The organism is Altererythrobacter rubellus, from assembly GCF_030284385.1.
Classification (GTDB): Bacteria; Pseudomonadota; Alphaproteobacteria; order Sphingomonadales; family Sphingomonadaceae; genus Erythrobacter; species Erythrobacter rubellus.
The window spans coordinates 1,784,799-1,802,995 of sequence record NZ_CP127221.1 but is presented as its reverse complement, the minus strand read 5'-3'; the positions used below and the strand labels follow the sequence as shown (position 1 = coordinate 1,802,995).

The 18,197-nt window shown below is 57.4% G+C and carries 17 protein-coding genes; 10 read left to right on the top strand and 7 right to left on the bottom strand.

What is annotated here, in order from left to right; translation table 11 throughout:
• Positions 1-113: 113 nt before the first annotated feature.
• From QQX03_RS08990 to QQX03_RS08975, 4 genes are all read left to right on the top strand, one after another.
• A complete protein-coding gene (locus QQX03_RS08990; protein WP_285975407.1) occupies positions 114-1,325 on the top strand; it encodes a saccharopine dehydrogenase family protein in 1,212 nt (403 codons plus the stop codon).
• Positions 1,325-2,503 carry a carboxynorspermidine decarboxylase gene (locus QQX03_RS08985; RefSeq protein ID WP_285975406.1) on the top strand — a complete coding sequence of 393 codons (1,179 nt, stop codon included), beginning with the start codon at positions 1,325-1,327 and terminating at the stop codon, positions 2,501-2,503. Before QQX03_RS08990 ends, QQX03_RS08985 begins: the two co-directional genes overlap by 1 nt.
• Before the next feature lie 179 nt (positions 2,504-2,682).
• Complete coding sequence (locus QQX03_RS08980; protein WP_285975405.1) at positions 2,683-3,888, top strand: type III PLP-dependent enzyme; 1,206 nt, start codon at positions 2,683-2,685, stop codon at positions 3,886-3,888.
• A 96-nt stretch (positions 3,889-3,984) separates the two neighbouring features.
• Entirely contained in the window at positions 3,985-4,320 is a 336-nt protein-coding gene (locus QQX03_RS08975) for a hypothetical protein (protein ID WP_285975404.1), read from the top strand.
• Positions 4,321-4,391: 71 nt separating this feature from the next.
• Here QQX03_RS08975 and QQX03_RS08970 read toward each other — a convergent pair whose 3' ends face one another.
• The 4 genes from QQX03_RS08970 to QQX03_RS08955 all read right to left on the bottom strand — a co-directional run bounded on the left by QQX03_RS08970 (position 4,392) and on the right by QQX03_RS08955 (position 8,023).
• Positions 4,392-5,084 (bottom strand): nitroreductase, encoded by a 693-nt coding sequence (locus tag QQX03_RS08970; RefSeq protein ID WP_285975403.1) that lies wholly within the window; start codon positions 5,082-5,084, stop codon positions 4,392-4,394.
• Positions 5,085-5,165: 81 nt separating this feature from the next.
• Positions 5,166-6,386, bottom strand: coding sequence for a 5-aminolevulinate synthase (gene hemA / locus QQX03_RS08965; protein WP_285975402.1), 1,221 nt, complete (start codon positions 6,384-6,386; stop codon positions 5,166-5,168).
• 108 nt (positions 6,387-6,494) lie between these two features.
• Positions 6,495-7,292, bottom strand: a complete 798-nt coding sequence (murI, locus tag QQX03_RS08960; protein ID WP_285975401.1) for a glutamate racemase — start codon at positions 7,290-7,292, stop codon at positions 6,495-6,497.
• A 56-nt stretch (positions 7,293-7,348) separates the two neighbouring features.
• Positions 7,349-8,023: an EF-hand domain-containing protein gene (locus tag QQX03_RS08955; protein WP_285975400.1), complete on the bottom strand. Its 675-nt coding sequence runs from the start codon at positions 8,021-8,023 to the stop codon at positions 7,349-7,351.
• A gap of 256 nt (positions 8,024-8,279) precedes the next feature.
• Here QQX03_RS08955 and plsY point away from each other — a divergent pair, with 256 nt between their 5' ends.
• From plsY to topA, 3 genes are all read left to right on the top strand, one after another.
• On the top strand, positions 8,280-8,882 hold the full coding sequence (gene plsY, locus QQX03_RS08950) for a glycerol-3-phosphate 1-O-acyltransferase PlsY (RefSeq protein ID WP_285975399.1): 603 nt from the start codon (positions 8,280-8,282) through the stop codon (positions 8,880-8,882).
• Positions 8,883-8,898: 16 nt separating this feature from the next.
• Positions 8,899-9,114 carry a hypothetical protein gene (locus QQX03_RS08945; RefSeq protein ID WP_349665837.1) on the top strand — a complete coding sequence of 72 codons (216 nt, stop codon included), beginning with the start codon at positions 8,899-8,901 and terminating at the stop codon, positions 9,112-9,114.
• Positions 9,115-9,193: 79 nt separating this feature from the next.
• Positions 9,194-11,734, top strand: coding sequence for a type I DNA topoisomerase (gene topA / locus QQX03_RS08940; RefSeq protein WP_285975398.1), 2,541 nt, complete (start codon positions 9,194-9,196; stop codon positions 11,732-11,734).
• A 255-nt stretch (positions 11,735-11,989) separates the two neighbouring features.
• On the opposite strand, the gene era is transcribed toward topA, so the two are convergent.
• The 3 genes from era to lepB are packed head-to-tail and all read right to left on the bottom strand — an operon-like array spanning position 11,990 to position 14,390.
• Positions 11,990-12,895 (bottom strand): GTPase Era, encoded by a 906-nt coding sequence (gene era, locus QQX03_RS08935; RefSeq protein ID WP_285975397.1) that lies wholly within the window; start codon positions 12,893-12,895, stop codon positions 11,990-11,992.
• A complete protein-coding gene (gene rnc, locus QQX03_RS08930; protein ID WP_285975396.1) occupies positions 12,892-13,563 on the bottom strand; it encodes a ribonuclease III in 672 nt (223 codons plus the stop codon). Before rnc ends, era begins: the two co-directional genes overlap by 4 nt.
• A complete protein-coding gene (gene lepB, locus QQX03_RS08925) occupies positions 13,560-14,390 on the bottom strand; it encodes a signal peptidase I (RefSeq protein WP_285975395.1) in 831 nt (276 codons plus the stop codon). Before lepB ends, rnc begins: the two co-directional genes overlap by 4 nt.
• A gap of 49 nt (positions 14,391-14,439) precedes the next feature.
• Here lepB and pgi point away from each other — a divergent pair, with 49 nt between their 5' ends.
• The 3 genes from pgi to QQX03_RS08910 all read left to right on the top strand — a co-directional run bounded on the left by pgi (position 14,440) and on the right by QQX03_RS08910 (position 18,143).
• Entirely contained in the window at positions 14,440-15,984 is a 1,545-nt protein-coding gene (gene pgi, locus QQX03_RS08920) for a glucose-6-phosphate isomerase (protein WP_285975394.1), read from the top strand.
• Between the two features lie 23 nt (positions 15,985-16,007).
• Positions 16,008-16,490 (top strand): TspO/MBR family protein, encoded by a 483-nt coding sequence (locus QQX03_RS08915; RefSeq protein WP_285975393.1) that lies wholly within the window; start codon positions 16,008-16,010, stop codon positions 16,488-16,490.
• A gap of 246 nt (positions 16,491-16,736) precedes the next feature.
• Positions 16,737-18,143: a DEAD/DEAH box helicase gene (locus QQX03_RS08910; protein ID WP_285975392.1), complete on the top strand. Its 1,407-nt coding sequence runs from the start codon at positions 16,737-16,739 to the stop codon at positions 18,141-18,143.
• Positions 18,144-18,197: the final 54 nt, after the last annotated feature.

Sequence of the window (18,197 nt, the reverse complement as noted above, 5' to 3'; positions counted from 1 at the left end):
TTCGAGCATCATGCCCAAGCCGCGCAAAGTAGGAAAGATTCCGATCAATTTACGCACTCCGCGCATTGCTTTAGAGAGCGGCCAAAGATTCGATTTCGAAAGGTAAATCCCTCATGTCCACAGTCCTTGTCATCGGAGCCGGCGGAGTCAGCTCGGTTTGCGTCCACAAGATGGCGATGAATACAGAGATATTCTCTGACATCCACCTTGCCAGCCGGACCAAGCGCAAGTGCGATGCGATTGCCGAAAGTGTGAAGGCGCACACCGGAAATGACGTCGCCACTTACGAGATCGACGCGGAAGAAGTGCCCGCCATGGTCAACCTCATCAGCAAAATTCAGCCAAGCCTGGTGGTCAACCTCGCGCTGCCATATCAGGATCTGCCGATCATGGACGCATGCCTTGAGGCCGGTGTTTCCTATCTCGACACCGCGAATTATGAGCCGAAGGACGAGGCCAAGTTCGAATACAAGTGGCAGTGGGCCTATCACGACCGGTTCAAGGATGCCGGGCTGATGGCGCTGCTGGGCAGCGGATTCGATCCCGGCGTGACCAGCGTGTTCACAATGTGGCTGAAGAAGCACAAACTGAAGACTATTCGCACCCTTGATATTCTTGACTGCAATGGCGGCGACCATGGCCAGCATTTTGCCACCAACTTCAATCCGGAAATCAACATTCGTGAAGTGACCGCGCCTGCCCGCCACTGGGAGAATGGTGAGTGGGTCGAGACCCCCGCGATGCAAGTGAAGACCGAATTCGATTTCGAAGCGGTCGGGCCGAAGAATGCTTATTTGATGTATCACGAGGAACTGGAAAGCCTGGCGAAATTTAATCCCGAGATTGAACGTGCGCGCTTCTGGATGACATTTGGCGATGCCTACATCACGCATCTGACCGTGCTGCAGAATGTCGGAATGACGCGCATTGATCCGGTGAAGTATCAGGGCAAGGAGATCATCCCGCTGCAATTCCTCGCCGCTGTTTTGCCGAAGCCAGAAACGCTGGGTGAAACGACGAAGGGCAACACCAATATCGGCTGTATCGCGACTGGTGAGGCGCTCGATGGGTCGGGCGAAAAGACATTCTATATCAAGAACATCTGCAGCCACGAAGCGGCCTATAAGGAAACCGGTAATCAAGCGGTCAGCTATACCACCGGCGTGCCCGCGATGATCGGCAGCGCGATGATGGTGCAGGGCATCTGGTCAGGCGACGGCGTGTTCAATATGGAAGAAATGGACCCCGATCCGTTCATGGAAATGCTCAACCAGCACGGTCTGCCGTGGACGGTTGAAGAGCTTGATGGGCCGGTCTCCTTCTAGTGGAAACGAAAGCTGGCGATCCGGGCGCCTTTGCCCAATTTGATTTGAACCGCGTCGATAGCCCCGCTTTCGTTGTGGATGCGGCTAAGCTGCGCGCCAATTGCCAGATATTGGCCGATATTCGCGATGCAGCCGAGATCAAGGTGTTGGGTGCGCTGAAGGCGTTCTCCATGTGGTCGACCGCGCACATCATCGGCGAGTACCTCGATGGTGTATGCACATCGGGCCTGTGGGAAGCGCGGCTCGCAAGCGAGTTCTATGATGGCGAAATTGCGACTTACTCGGCTGCCTATAAGCCTGAAGAACTCGAAGAGATTTGCCGACTTTCGGATCATGTGATCTTCAATTCACCTGATCAGCTCAAGCGTGCCTCGCTGATATTGGAGAACGCGCGGGCAGGGGGGCAGGACTTTGACGTTGGGCTGCGCATCAACCCAATGGTGCCGACCGGTGAAGTGGCGAAATACGATCCGTCATCGCCCGGTTCGCGACTGGGCTTCCCGCTTGACCAGCTGACCGAAAAGCATCTGAAAGGCGTGGATGGCATCCATTTCCACAATCTGTGCGAGCAGGATCTGGAGCCATTGAAGCGCACGTGGGACGCGGTGTTTGACGCGCTCGAGCCCCATTTCGGCCAGCTAAAGTGGATCAACATGGGTGGCGGGCATCACATAACCCGCGCCGACTACCAACGCGACGAGCTGATCCAGTTCCTGCGCGATGCCAAAGCGGACACGGGCGCAGAGATCATCATCGAGCCTGGAGAAGCAGTCGCGCTGGACGCTGGAATTCTTGTTGGCACGCTGCTGGATGTGCAATGGAACGGCATGCCAGTGGGTATCACCGATGTTTCCGCTACATGCCACATGCCCGATGTGATCGAAGCGCCCTACCGTCCCGCAATGCTTGGCGAAGTCACAGACGAGGAGCACGTACCGATCCGGTTGGGCGGGCCGTCTTGCCTGGCTGGTGATGTGATCGGCGATTATCGCCTGCCTGTGCCGGCAGAACCCGGTGCACGCTTTGCGTTTCTCGACCAAGCGCATTATTCGATGGTCAAAACCAACACGTTTAACGGCGTGCAACTGCCCAGCATATACCTCTGGGACAGCGAGATCGACCAGCTGGAGCTGGTGAAGTCATTCGGGTACGAAGATTTTCGGAACCGATTGAGCTGAGCGCGTTGGTTTAGAAACGGCCGGACATGAGGGCGATGATCGCGCGTACGAGGCGTGCTTTTTCATTTGCGATTTGCTGCAGAAGCCCTATATGCGCGCTTCTTCTGCCCCAAGGGACATCCGCAAGGCAGGCTCATAACCGTTTGGTTGAACACTGAACCTTTAGGGGGTCCCTTGAGTTGCACATCTATCCCAACGCTAAGGCTGTAGTTCGCGCGATCGCGCCGGATGAACCCGTTATCCTCAATCGCCCGCAAGCTGCGCATCGCGCGGCCCGCTTTTTCCTGGATAGGTTTCCGGGAAAATCGCTCTATGCGGTAAAGGCCAATCCTTCGCCTGATCTGCTGCGTGTTCTTTGGGATGCGGGCGTGACGCATTACGATGTCGCCTCGATCGCTGAAGTGCGGCTGGTGCGCGCGACGCTGCCCGAGGCTGTGCTGTGCTTCATGCACCCGATCAAGACACCCAGCGCGATCCGTGAAGCCTATTTCCAGCATGGCGTGAAAACCTTCAGCCTCGATAGCGCGGAAGAGCTTGATAAGATCGTGAAGGCTTGCACCAATCCGCAAGCGGGTAAGCCTGCGAAAGATTTGCGGCTGTGCGTGCGCCTGCGTGTGTCGAGCGAATTTTCCGAGCTCTCACTGGCAAGCAAATTCGGTTGTGATCTTGTCGAAGCGCCGGTGTTGCTTCAGCAGACCCGCCAGCATTGTGACTGGCTGGGCGTATGTTTCCATGTCGGCAGTCAGGCCATGAGCCCTTTTGCATTCGTGCAGGCGCTGGACCGGACCCGTGCGGCAATTGCCGAAGCGTCTGTTGTGATTGACATGATTGACGTTGGGGGCGGTTTCCCCAGCTCCTATCCGGGGCTGGAGCCGCCACCGCTGGAAGATTACTTCGCGATGATCGCCAAGCACTTCGAAGCGTTGCCAATTGCCTACAACGCAGAGCTGTGGTGCGAGCCTGGTCGGGCGCTGTGTGCCGAATATTCGAGCATGATCGTGAAGGTAGAAAAGCGCCGCGGCGAAGAACTCTACATCAATGACGGAGCCTATGGCGCTCTCTACGATGCTGCGCATGTCGACTGGCGGTTCCCGGTGGTCGCGCTGGAAGATGATCTGCGCGACGCGGCGCAGGATTTCGCCTTCTATGGCCCTACCTGCGATGACGCTGACTATATGCAGGGGCCATTCCCGCTACCCTGCGACATTCAGGCCGGCGACTACATCGAGATCGGCATGCTCGGCGCCTATGGTGCAGCGATGAAGACCGGGTTCAACGGCTTCGGCAATGCGGAAGAGTACATTGTGGCAGACGAGCCGATGATGAGCCTTTATCGTGGTGACCGCATCCGTCCTGATGCGGACAATGTGGTAAACTTGCGTTGATTGGCCACTTCCGGGTAAATTGCCCTCAGCCTTGACGAAAAACTGATGTGCGCCGTTTGTCTCTCTCATTCATAATGTGGGAGACGGTCAATAAAGATGATTTTAGCGTCAGCGGCTGCGTTGGCAGTTGCGGTGGCAAGCCCCGCTCTATCGCAATCAAGGGCGGTAACTACATCTACTCAGACTACACCGTCGCGTGATTTCCAACCGGTGAAGCCCGACCCGGTTATCACGCGCCTCAATGCGTTGCAGCAGGAGCTTGACGCGCTGAAGGAGACTGCAGGTAAACAGGTTGTTGTGCTGCATTTCTCGCCGACCGAGCACCCTGGATCACCGGATAACAACTACAATACCAATCAGGCATTCGCGACTGATGCATGCGAAAAAGTGCTGGGTGATCGGTTTGGTCGGATGATTGATTATCGCGTTTAGACCAACGAAGACCGTTTCTTCCTCACCCATATTTCCTGCGAGACGAAGGCATAGCGCCGGATGTATGACGGCTAGTCAAAACCGACGAATCTAGCCGCCTCTGACACTTCACGGCGGACGATTTTTACGGGGTTTGCTGGGAAGTCTTCGTCGGGCCAGCCCATCGCGACCGCTTTCATGATCACCTGATCGTCAGGGATGCTGGCATGTTCGCGCACAACAGGTGACTGCATGATGCCCTGGCTGTTGATCACGCAGCCGAGCCCGCGTGACCATGCGGCGTTTACCAGCGCAGTTGTTACCGCACCGCAGTCGAACACCGTATCGTCTGCGTCCGATAGTTCCTTGTCGTAAGTCACGATTACGCAGACGGGCGCGTCAAATTGGCGAAAGCCGCGCAGAACCCAGTCCTGCCGCTTTTCCTTGTCATCACGTTCGATGCCCATCGCTTCGAACAGCTGGATCGCACAGCCGACCTGGCGATCGCGATGGACGCCTTGAAACGGGTGTCCTTTGCGAAATTCACGGCTGTCTGGTTCACCCGCCAGAATGCGCTCGGTATTGCCCTTGCGAATCCGGTCGAGCGGCTCTCCGGTGATGACGTGAAAGTAATAGGGCTGGGTATTCATTGAAGAGGGCGAGCGCATCGCCATTGCCAGAATTTCTTCAATCAGCTCTTGCGGAACGGGTTTGTCGAGATAGCCGCGGATCGAGCGCCGCCCAAGAACGACTTCATCATACTTTTGATCCGGATTGCCGTACACGCGTTTCTCTCCTGTAAGTTCACACGCGTGCTAGCGCATGAATTGGGGAACTCAAAGGACGTTACGGAACATGGACTTCAGTCAGGCGGCCTTGCGCAACTCCAGCTCTAGCCGGTCCCAAATCTCGACCAGTGCCTGAGTCAGCTGGTCCATCATTGCTTCGGTGTGAGCTGGGCCGGGGGTGAAGCGGAGACGCTCTGTCCCGCGCGGCACAGTCGGGAAATTAATCGGCTGCACATAGGCGCCGTATTCCGCGAGCAGGATGTCGCTGATCTTTTTGGCGCGAACGGGATCTCCGACCATGACAGGCACGATGTGCGTGACGCTGTCCATCACTGGCAGGCCGGCGTCGTGGAACTTCGCTTTGAGCATGTTGGCGTTGATTTGCTGGGCGTCACGCTCTTCCGAGCTTTCCTTCAGGTGTTTCACGGCTGCCAGCACGCCTGCCGCGAGAACCGGGGAAAGCGATGTGGTGAAGATGAAGCCGGGCGCATAGCTGCGGATGCAATCGACAATCTTCTTGTCGGCCGCGATATAGCCGCCCATCACGCCAAATGCCTTGCCCAGCGTGCCTTCGATAATGTCGATGCGATGCGCGGCTTCGTCACGTTCCGAAATCCCGCCACCGTGATCGCCATACATGCCCACCGCGTGGACTTCGTCGATATAGGTGAGCGCGTTGTATTTCTCAGCCAAATCGCAGATCGCGTGAATTGGCGCGATATCGCCGTCCATAGAATAGACGCTCTCAAACGCGATCACCTTGGGTGTTTCGGCATCTTCAGCCGCAAGCAAATCTTCCAGATGCTGCAGGTCATTGTGGCGGAAAACGCGCTTTTCACAGCCCGAATTGCGTATGCCGGCGATCATGCTGGCGTGGTTCAATTCGTCAGAGAAGATCACACAGCCGGGCAGCAGTTTGCCCAGCGTTGATAGCGTCGCATCGTTCGAGACATAGCCCGAGGTGAACAGAAGTGCGGACTCTTTGCCATGCAGGTCGGCCAGTTCGTTTTCCAACTCGACATGTAAATGCGTGTTGCCGCCGATATTGCGCGTGCCGCCAGAACCCGCGCCGACATCGTGCAGTGCCTCTTCCATCGCGCCGATCACTTTCGGATGTTGGCCCATCGCGAGGTAATCGTTCGAGCACCACACCGTGATTGGCTTGGGCCCGTTGTGCCCATGGAAACAGCGCGCGTTGGGAAACGCGCCTTTGTTGCGCATGATATCGATGAAGACGCGGTAGCGGCCTTCTTCGTGCAGGCGATCAATCGCTTTATCGAAGATCTGGTCGTAATTCACTTCGCGTATTTCCGCTGCGTTGCGCCCTGTTTCCGGCTTCGATTGGAAACGCGATGTAGTGGAGACGAAACGATTTTTCTACTGCGATCTTTGCGAATGACTCGCAGTTCAGAAGGCTTCGATCCTTGAAAAACCATGTTTATTAAGCGCAGGCAACAGGGCTTGCGCAGATTGCACGTTCCCGGTGGTTATGAACCGGCTTGATTGGCTGGCTGCGAATGACTGGCCTTGTGTCAAATGTGCGATCCTTCGCGCTATGCCTTGCGCGCCGTGAACAAACTGAACCTCGGGACCGAATGCCGCGCGCAATTCGTCTTCAAGTAGAGGGAAATGTGTGCAGGCAAGAACGACTGTATCGATCCGTTCACCTTCAGGCATCTCCCGCAATTTTCGCGCCGCAGCTTCGATCACTCCGATGTCGACGGCTTCTCCGCGCAGCTTTGCTTCGGCCACTTCGACCAGCCCTGGCGCTGCATGACGCAGAAGGCTGTTCCCATTGGCAAATTCTGCCTCGAGCTGGTCGACATAGGGCTGACGAATGGTTGCCGCGGTGCCTAACAAGCCAATCACGCCTGTCTTGCTTATGGCCGCAGCCGGTTTGATCGCCGGAACCGTGCCTACAATCGGAATTTCCAGCACATCGCGTACCATGCCAAGTGCAATCGTGCTCGCGGTGTTGCAAGCGATGCAGGCCAGACGCGGCTGGTATCGCTCTGCCATTCGGCCCAGCAATCCAGCGACCCGCGCAGCGATCTGCGCTTCCGATTTCTCGCCGTAGGGCAGACCTGCCAGATCGGCAGCATAGATCGCCGGCGCATCAGGCATGATCTTGCGAAGCTCTGCCAGCACGGTCAGTCCGCCGACTCCGGAATCGAATAGCAGAATGGGTGAAGCGGCATCGGCCATGGTGTGCGCAAATGGCCGATGCCCTTTGCAAGGTCAATAACTGCGACTTCGATGACTTACTTCAGGAACGTTTTGACCCGCAGAACTTCCAGGATTCCGACACAGTTATGATAGTTTGCGAGAGAGGTTTCGACGAATTCTGCATAGCTAACGGTGCCATCTGAATTCTGATCGTGGCGATCGAGGAACTCTGTTCGGGCGCGAGCATCGTGAACAATGATGGGCCTACCATCTTCTTCAACCGCAACTGCATCTGGGACTTCAGTGTCTGTGATCGACCCGCTTCCATCCATGTCGTATTTGCGAAACTGCCCATTAAGATACTCGACCAGCTCTTCTTCCGTTGGGGCGTCCTGCCCCGGGCCTTTGCTGGTCAGTCGGAAAATGCTGAGTGCCTCTACCTGGCCCGAATCGTCGACCAGGAATTCGTCAGCTTCGATGCTTAAGCCTTCATTGGCTGATGACGCCGTGAGGTTTGCCTGCATGGCGACGGTTACCAATGCGGCAAGAATGATAATCATAGTTAGTGCTCCGATCTTCAGTGAGTTGGAGCGTCCTGTGTGACCGGCGATTGCCGCATCTGACAGGTCCGGCGATTGGGATACGGTCTGACCGTACCCTTCGACGCATGCCACCATTTGCGCGGCTTCGATCGAAGAGCCTACGCCCAGTTTGGCTCTGGCAGACTTGAGCCGCTTTTCGACGGCGTGGTGCGATAAATCAAGCGCCAAAGCAATCTGCTTGGCGGTCTCATCATTCAGCTAGCGCCTCAGGCATTCGCGCTCTTTCGACGTAAGGCGGGAAACCAGATCCGCTTCATCTGCGTCGGACGGGGATGGGGCTGGGAAGACCTGATTCACAGTTGGAAGGTAGCAATTTGTTGCGCGCAGACAAGGTAGGGGCGAATGGTACTAGGCCCTTTATCGCGTGGACTCGCTACGAATAATAATGCTGTCCAATTGCAATGATTGCATTATGCATATGTTCATGACTGGCGATGTTTCGATCTCAATACTTCTTGCGACGCTTCTAGGCTATTTGCTCGGCTCGATTCCCATCGGTTTGCTTCTGACAAAAGCTGCGGGCATGGGCGACGTGCGCAGCATTGGCAGCGGCAATATCGGCGCCACCAACGTGCTGCGCACCGGTAACAAGGGTTTGGCCGCGGCAACCTTGCTGCTTGATTTGGCCAAGGGGTTTGCGCCGGTGTTTATCGCGCAGCAAGTGTGGGGCGGCCCGACGGTCGCTTTCGCTTCGGGCGCGGCTGTGATCGGTCACTGTTTCCCGGTTTGGCTGAAGTTCAAAGGGGGGAAGGGCGTTGCCACCAACGCAGGTGTGGCATTCGGTCTCGCATGGCCGATTGGTCTTGCTTACGCCGCGATCTGGATCAGCATCCTTGCGATTTTTCGCATATCCAGCCTTGCCGGGATGAGCGCGGTTGTGGCCGCCGCTGCCGCCGCCCCGCTGTTCGGTTTCCCTGAGTATTTCCCCGTATTGGCCGCGATCGCAGGCCTGATCATCTATCTCCACCGCGAAAATATCGGGCGCCTGATGAAGGGCGAAGAACCCAAAGTGGGGGGCAAGAAATGAGGCCAGCGGCAAGCTGATGGAGAGCACGGGGTCGCAGCCAGCTCTCCTCTCCCAGAAAGAGGCATTTGCACGCATTCGCCTGCTGCGCTCATCGCACATCGGGCCCATAACCTATCGCCAATTGCTCGCGAGGTTTGGCACGGCTGAACATTCGCTTGAGGCGCTGCTGGAGCTGGAGATAAGCGGCCAGCTGCAGAGGTATGCTGGTGGGCGGGTGTCGTTAGGCTCTTGACGAATCCGCAGAACCGCTCCCACCCTCGCGCGTACGTACACACGTGAAAGACACGTCAGGGATTCTTAAGAACAAAACAATGCAGCTTGTTATCGTTGAGTCGCCCGCGAAGGCGAAGACAATCGAGAAATACCTCGGATCAGACTTCAAGGTTCTGGCCAGCTATGGTCACGTCCGCGATCTGCCGCCCAAGGATGGCAGCGTGCGCCCGGACGAAGATTTCGCGATGGATTGGGAACTCTATCGTGACAAGCAGAAGCGTTTCAAGGAAATCGCCGATGCGGCGAAAGATGCAACCCGGCTCATTCTCGCCACTGACCCTGACCGCGAAGGCGAAGCGATCAGCTGGCACGTTCAGGAACTGCTGAAGAAGCGCAAGGCGCTGCCCACCAAGGTAGACCGCGTCACATTCAACGCGATCACCAAAGCGGCTGTGACCGAAGCAATGAAGAGCCCGCGCGAGCTCGATCAACCGCTTATCGATGCATATCTGGCTCGCCGCGCGCTCGACTATCTGTTCGGTTTCACGCTCAGCCCGGTGTTATGGCGCAAACTGCCCGGCGCGAAGAGTGCCGGGCGAGTGCAATCGGTTGCGCTGCGTCTGATCTGCGAGCGCGAGCACGAGATCGAGATATTCAAGCCAGAGGAATATTGGTCCGTCCTTGCCAAGATGGAGCAGGACGGCACCGAATTTGATGCCCGGTTGGTCAAGTTCGACGGCAAGAAGCTCGACAAGATGACGCTGGGCAATGAAGGCAGCGCGATGGCGGCCAAGACTGCTGTCGAGGGTGCGCGTTTTATGGTCGAGGATATCGAGACCAAACCGCTCAAGCGCAATCCATCGCCGCCGTTCACCACATCAACCTTGCAGCAGGAGGCTGCGCGTAAGCTGGGCTTTTCCGCCAACCACACGATGCGCTGTGCGCAGTCGCTCTATGAAGCGGGTGCGATCACCTACATGCGTACCGATGGCGTGCAGATGGACCCCGGCGCGATCCACGCTTTGCGTGATGCAATCGGTGACCGCTACGACAAGGCATATCTCCCTGAGAAGCCTCGTTTCTATTCCACCAAGGCCAAGAACGCACAGGAAGCGCACGAGGCGATTCGTCCAACCGATTTCCGCCGCGATCAAGCGGGTTCTGGCGACGAGGCGAAGCTTTACGATCTGATTTTCAAGCGCGCGATGGCAAGCCAGATGGCCGCTGCGCAACTTGAGCGGACAACCGTAACTATGCGCGACCCCAGCGGACAGCATCAACTGCGCGCGACCGGACAGGTTGTGAAGTTCCCCGGCTTTTTTGCGGTCTATCAGGAAGGCTTTGACGACAAGTCGGAAGATGATGATGACGGTATGTTGCCCGTCATCCGCAAGGGCGACAGCCCGTTGAAAAAGGCGGTGGAAGCCAACCAGCACTTCACTCAGCCGCCGCCGCGTTTTTCTGAGGCCTCGCTTGTCAAACGGCTTGAAGAGTTGGGCATTGGCCGTCCGTCTACCTATGCCTCGACCATTCAGACGCTGCGTGATCGCGATTATGTGCGAATGGAGAAAAACCGTTTCTTTGCAGAGGAATCTGGCCGTCTTCTGACAGCATTTCTGGAGCGATTCTTCCCCAATTATGTCGCCTATGATTTTACCGCAGGTATGGAAGACGAACTCGACACGGTCTCGGACGGACGCGAAGAGTACAAAGAACTGCTGAGCAAATTCTGGAAGGACTTCAAACCCAAAACCGAAGAGGTGATGGAGAAGTTGCCTTCGGAAGTGACCGAAGCTCTTGACGATTACTTGTCTGACTTTCTCTTCCCTGAGCGCGAGGATGGCGAAAGTCAGCGTATGTGCCCCATGTGCCGGGACGAAGGGCGCGAGAATGGCCGCCTGGCGCTGCGCGGTGGCCGTTTCGGCGCGTTCATTGCCTGTGCCAACTATCCCGAATGCAAATACACCCGCCGCTTTGCGCAGCCAGGTGGGCAGGGTGACGGCGGCGCTGAAGACGGTGTCATGGGAACCGATCCGGACAGCGGCGCAGAGGTGCATCGCAAGACAGGGCGCTTTGGTCCTTATGTCGAGATGGAAGTTGACGGGGAGAAAAAGCGCGCCTCAATTCCGAAGGATCTGGATGACTTCGATCTGGAGTGGGCGATCAAGCTGCTTGGCCTGCCACGCATCGTTGGAGCGCACCCGGAAACCGGCAAGGAAATCGAAGCTGCGATTGGGCGCTATGGCCCTTATCTTCGCCATGATGGTAAATACGGCAAGCTCCAGAGCACGCGCGATGTGTTTGATATTGGCATGAATGCCGCGGTCACAATCCTGGCGGAAGCGGCCAATCGCAAGGGCGGCGGGCGCGGCAACGCTGAACCGATCAAGACGCTGGGTGAGCACCCGACCTCTGGCGGCGAGATAAAGGTCATGCCAGGTCGTTATGGCCCATACGTCACCGATGGAAATGTCAACGCGACTATTCCCAAGGATATCAAGCCGGAAGACATCGAAGCGGCCAAGGCCATCGAGCTGATTGACGCGCGTGCGGCCAAGGGGCCGGCGAAGAAAAAGCGCAAGAAGGCCCCGGCCAAGAAGAAGGCTCCTGCGAAGAAGACAGCAGCAGCGAAAAAGTAACCTTCTTGCACTGCGAAACTTTCACTCTTTCGCGTTGGGAAATCGTCAAGCTTTGAGCCTTATGCCATCGCCTTGAACCAAGGGGTCAGCAGACGTGATCGAAATCGAAGTACAGAATGAAACGCACCAAACGCAGTCTCGGCTGCGTTTTGCGGCTGTGCCGCGTATCGGAGAAGGCCTGCGCTTGAAAGAGCCTGGCGGGATCTAGGCAAGTTATGACGTGCTCGACGTGTGGTATCAAAAGGCCGAGTATTCCTATCGCACCCAATCGAGGCCCATTTCCTCGTAGATTTCCTTGTCCTCGTCCCAGTTTTGGCTGACTTTAACATGCAGGAACAGGTGCACTTTCACACCTAGGATCTCGGACAATTCCTTGCGCGCAGCTTCGCCAATGGACCTGATCTTGGATCCGCCCTTGCCAAGCACGATCGGCTTCTGGCTCTCGCGACCAATCACGATTTGCTGGCGGATTTCCACGCTACCATCGGGGCGCTGGGTGTAGCTTTCCGGGCGTACTGCGGAATCGTAAGGCAATTCCTCGTGCAGCTGCTGATACAGCTGCTCGCGAGTCACTTCTGTTGCGAGTAAGCGCTCACTCGCGTCAGACACCTGATCCTCGGGGTAGTGCCACGGGCCTTCAGGCATCAAGTCAGCCAGTGCCTGCTTTAATTCCGGCACGCCGTCGCCGGTCAGCGCAGATACGAAATAAATCTCCTCGAACGCGACCTTTCCGGACAATTCCTGTGCGAGTAAAAGCAGATCTTCCTTCTTCGCGCGATCAACTTTGTTGATGACAAGGAATTTGCGTTCAGGCCGCTTTTCCAGCGCCTCAAGCAGCGGTTCCAGCTCATGCCGGCGTTGCTTGATAGGATCGACCATCAGCAACACTGCATCGGCGGCTAGTGCGCCTTCCCAAGCGGCGCTAACCATTGCGCGGTCGAGCTTGCGGCGCGGCGCGAAAATACCAGGCGTATCGACCAGGATCATCTGCACATTATCATGCAACGCAATGCCCAACATGCGCGCGCGGGTCGTTTGTGCTTTGGAACTGGTGATCGCGACCTTTTGCCCGACCAACTGGTTCACCAGCGTGCTCTTGCCCGCATTGGGCGCGCCAATCACGGCGACGACACCGCATTTTTGGCTATCATTCGAACTCATGCAAATTGCTCCATAAAGGCAGCAGCGGCGAGCCGCTCTGCCTCTTGTTTGTTGCTCGCGGTGGCTTCGGCTTCCCCGACATTCTTGACGCTGACACGCACCGTGAATCTGGCCGCGTGGTCCGGCCCTTCGCGATTGACTATCTCATATTGCGGAGGGCGACGCTGATTGCCCGCTGCCCATTCTTGAAGCGCGCTTTTGGGATGTTTGGACTTGCCCGCACTGCCTTCAAACTCGGCTTGCCACAACCGCCGGATCAGATCGCGCGTAGGCGCAAAGCCATTCTCGACAAAATGCGCTCCGATGAGCGATTCCATGACATCGCCAAGGATATTGATGCTTTCGCGCGCTCCATCATCGCGTGCTTGCTTGCCCAGGCGGATGTGGTCGCCAAGACCGATCTGTTTGGCGACCCGTGCGCATGTCTGCCTGCTGACAAGTGCATTCAAGCGCTGTGACAAACGGCCTTCCGCAGATGCACTGGATTCGAACAGCCATTCTGCGATGGTCAGCCCCAACACCCGGTCACCCAGAAACTCGAGCCGCTCGTAATCAGAGCTTTCGCCAGTGCTGCCATGCGTGATGGCTTCGAACCAGCGTGGTTCGTCTGCCGGCTCTATGCCAAGCGAGGCGAGCCATTCGCGTGTCTCTGGTGCGAGATCGGTCACAAGCTATCTCCGATCCGGTCCCAGCGTGCTCCACTGATCCAGGTCCAGGGCTTCAACCATTCCGAGCTGCCATCGGTTGACCACATGATCAAGCTGGCGCGACCAACCAGCTTTTCTTGCGGGACAAGCCCAACACCTTTGTCCGGTTCAGCGGGGTAGCGGCTGTCATAGGACGCATCACGGTTGTCGCCCAGAACCAGCACGCGGCCTTCGGGCACAATGCGCGGCGCGGTTGTATCAACGAAGCTGGGCTCAAGATCGATTACATCGTAGCTTTTGCCGGACGGCAGCGTTTCGCGGAAACGGGTGTAGCGGCAAACCTCGCTGCCATCTGCAGTCGTTTCAAGGGCAGAATCTCGCGAACAGCCGCTGTTGGGCGAAACAGGTATTACGATATCATCAAGCCGGGTTTGCGGCAGGGCTTCGCCGTTCAGCACGACCAGCCCATTACGCATCGCGAAGGTGTCTCCGGGCAAACCGATAACGCGCTTGATATAATCCGTACCGTCGATCGGGTGCTTGAAGATAACCACATCACCGCGTTCGGGCTGGCCTGCAAAAACCCTGCCGGAAATCAACGGCGCCTCGAAAGGGAGCGAGTATTTCGAGATTCCATAGGGCCATTTCGCCGCGAGCAGATAGTCGCCATTCCATAGACTTGGCTGCATGCTTTGCGAGGGGATCGAAAAGGGCGAAAACACGAAGCTGCGAAATATCAGCACCACCAGTGCCAGCTTCAACACGAACAGCGCAAAGCTGCCCCAGCTTTCGCCGCTTTCTTCCGCATCAATTGCGGGCGCATTCGTACCTACGGTCTTCCCATCCATCGCATCCGTCCCTAATCGCGCGAGACCAACTTGTGAAAGGCTTTTCGTGATGAGCGACAACATCTCCTCCGCTTGGACCCATCTGCAATCCCTCCCGCAGCGGACGCTCGCGGAACTGTTTGAAGGCGATGATGCGCGTGTCGACACCTTGTCCGCGCGGATCGAATGGGATGTGGAAGAAGGGCAAGCGGGTATATTGTTCGATTGGTCAAAGACACATCTGGACGCTGACCTGATCGCAGGGTTTGAGAAGCTGGCCAAGGCGTGTGACTTCGCTGGTAAGCGTACGAAACTGTTTGGCGGCGAAATAGTCAATGTGACCGAAGGCCGCGCGGCAACGCACAGCGCGATGCGCGGCGTCGGGGATGATGCAGATGTCGAAGAGGGCCAGGCTTTGCTCGCACGCATGGGCATGCTGGTCGAGGCGATCCACGGCGGCGCACTGGGAGAGGTCGAGCACCTGATCCACATCGGTATTGGCGGCAGCGCGCTGGGCCCTGCGCTCGCGGTCGATGCGCTGACCCGCGATCTGGCGCTGGTTGATGTGCATGTTGTCTCGAACATCGATGGCGTAGCACTGGAGGCAGCATTTGAAGCCTGCGATCCGGCGAAGACGCTGATCGCAGTCGCATCCAAAACTTTCACGACGATAGAGACGATGACGAATGCGGCATCGGCGCTGAAGTGGCTCAGCGACAATGGCGTGCCAGACCCGACAGGCCGTGTTGTCGCGCTGACTGCGTCGCCTGAAAGGGCGGTTGAGTGGGGCGTCGACGAAACGCGCGTACTTCCGTTCCCGGAAAGCGTTGGCGGGCGCTATTCGCTGTGGTCCTCAATCGGCTTTCCGGTCGCCCTGGCGGTAGGGATGGAAGATTTCACTCCGATGCTGGCCGGAGCGCAAGCAGTAGACCTGCATTTCCGTGACACCGATGGCGCCGAAAACCTGTGCCTGCGCGCAGCCTTTGCGGACCAATATTACACGCGCCTTCGCGGCTGCCAGACACGCGCGTGCTTTGCCTACGATGAGCGGCTGGGCCTGCTGCCCAACTATCTCCAGCAACTAGAGATGGAGAGCAATGGCAAGCGGGTAAAGGCCGATGGTTCACCTGTCGACGGGCCGACTGCGCCGATCACCTGGGGCGGAGTGGGTACTGACGCGCAGCATGCCGTGTTCCAACTGCTGCATCAGGGTACGCATCTGGTGCCGGTGGACTTTATCGTCAGCATTGCGCCGGGCGATGCGCTAGATCCTGCGCATCACGCGATCCTGCTGACCAATTGCTTTGCGCAAGGTGCGGCGCTGATGGCGGGTGGAAATATGGCAGCCGACGGAAAAGATCCCGCGCGAGCATTCCCAGGAGACCGGCCGAGCGCGACGATGTTGTGCGACGATTTGGATGCAGCGACATTGGGCGCGCTGATCGCGTTTCACGAGCACCGTGTATTTGCGAATGCAGTTCTTATGGAGATCAACCCCTTCGACCAGTTTGGCGTGGAGCTGGGCAAGAAAATGGCGAACGAGATTGGTTCGGGCGACGGCGACTTTGATGCGAGCACGAAAGCGCTGCTTGAAAGGGCGGGGTTGGCGGATTGAACGGTTGCGCGTAGGCATCCTCTATGACCTTCCCAATAATCTTTGCCATCGCATGGGCCATTATCCTGGCAGGCGGAGGAGGGTTACTCACCTCGATCGGGAGCTGGTATTACGAGCTGAAAAAACCCAGCTGGCAGCCGCCCGACTGGCTGTTCGGGCCCGCGTGGACAGTGATTCTTAGCCTTGCCGCTTACGCCTTCTGGCTTAGCTGGGCGGCGGCAGAGGCAGCTGGTGAAACCGGCCTTCTCATCGCGCTCTATGCCATCAACGGTGTGTTCCATTTTGCATGGTCGCCGCTCTTCTTCACGTTGAAACGCCTGGACTGGGCGTTGATCGAAGTGCCGTTTCTGTGGGCCAGTGTTCTCGCGTTGGCGATATTTCTGCGTGACTGGTCAGTACTCGCCAGTTGGTTGATCGTGCCATATCTGGTCTGGGTGAGCTTCGCGGCGTGCCTTAACTGGAAAATAGTGCAGCTTAACAAACCGTTCGGTGCGCGATCCACCTGAAGCATATGCTGCACCGCAGCGAATAACTTTGACTTCTGACAGGTTTGCCTCCATGACTCCCTCAGCGAGGCGCCAGTGCCAGCGTGAAGCAGCGGAAGATTTGAAAACATCCGCTTAAGGCCGCACCTCGGTTTTTTCCCAAAGACTTCCCTATTCACGCGGGTCGTTTGACACCCGCGCCGCGCGATGATTCCATCCGGAATCCGCCAGAGAGCAAGTCGTGCGCCGCATTTATTGCGAGTTACTATGACTAACTTTACCGATCTCGGGCTGTCGCAGCCCGTTCTCCAAGCCCTTGATATGAAGGGCTATGACACGCCAACGCCGATCCAGGCGCAGGCTATTCCACCAGTGCTGGAAGGGCGCGACCTATTGGGAATCGCGCAAACCGGTACCGGCAAGACGGCTGCATTCATGCTGCCCAGCATTGATCGCTTGCGCGCAAGCGACAATCGTATTCCTTTCAAGAGCTGCCGCATGCTGGTGCTTGCACCAACGCGCGAGCTGGCCGGACAGATCGCTCAAAGCGCCAAGGATTATGGCGCGATGGCTGGCCTTAAAGTGCACAGCATTGTGGGCGGCACATCGGTCGGCAAAGACCGTAACAAGCTGCATCGCGGAACAGACATTCTTGTCGCGACACCAGGCCGTTTGCTCGATTTGATCGACCAGAAAGCCTTCAATCTCGCCGGCGTTGAAATCTTGGTGCTCGACGAAGCTGACCAGATGCTCGACCTTGGCTTTGTCCACGCATTGCGCCGGATCAGCCAATTGGTCCCGCAGGACCGCCAGACGCTGTTCTTCAGCGCGACCATGCCCAAGGCAATCAAGGATCTGGTGGGGCAATATTGCAAGAACCCCGCCCATGTCTCCGTGACACCCGCCGCGACGACGGCAGAGCGGATCGATCAATATCTGTTCATGGTCCAGCAGGACGAAAAGCAGACCTTGCTCGAATTGATGCTGAAAGAGCGTCACCCGGTTCCGGGCAAGTTCGAACGCGTGCTGATCTTCACGCGAACCAAACATGGTGCGGATCGCGTCGTGAAGAAGCTGTCGCAGTCAGGCATTCCAGCCAACGCTATTCACGGCAACAAATCGCAGCCGCAGCGGCAGCGCGCTTTGGACGAGTTTAAACGGGCTAAAACGCCCATTCTGGTCGCGACTGATGTTGCGGCACGCGGGATCGATATCCCCGGCGTTAGCCACGTGATCAATTACGAACTGCCCAACGTTCCCGAGCAATATGTCCACCGGATCGGTCGTACCGCTCGCGCGGGCAAGGACGGTATCGCAATCGCATTTTGTGCCGAGGATGAGCGCGACTATCTGAAGGATATTCGCAAGAATACCGACGCAGAGTTTGAGCGTTTGCCATTGCCGGATAACTTCCGTGCCGTGGTCGAAGGCGTCGGCCCAACCAAGCGCGCAGCGCCTGGGCAGCGCACTCGCGTAAAGCCTAAGCCCAAGGGTGGAGCGCGCGGCGCTGCACCGCGTGGTGATGGACCAAGCGGCCCCCAGGGCAAACCCAAGCAGAAGCATACAGCACGTAAAGGCAAGCCCAATCGCTCAGGCGGATTCCGGGGCAAGCCAGGGGGCGGGCGCAGACATGGCGGCGGCGGAAGCCGCGGCCCGCGCGCAGCCAGCGCGTAACAATCTGCACTTCTTGAACGAATAGCGTTCCGATTGGCGTGAGCGGTTGGCATT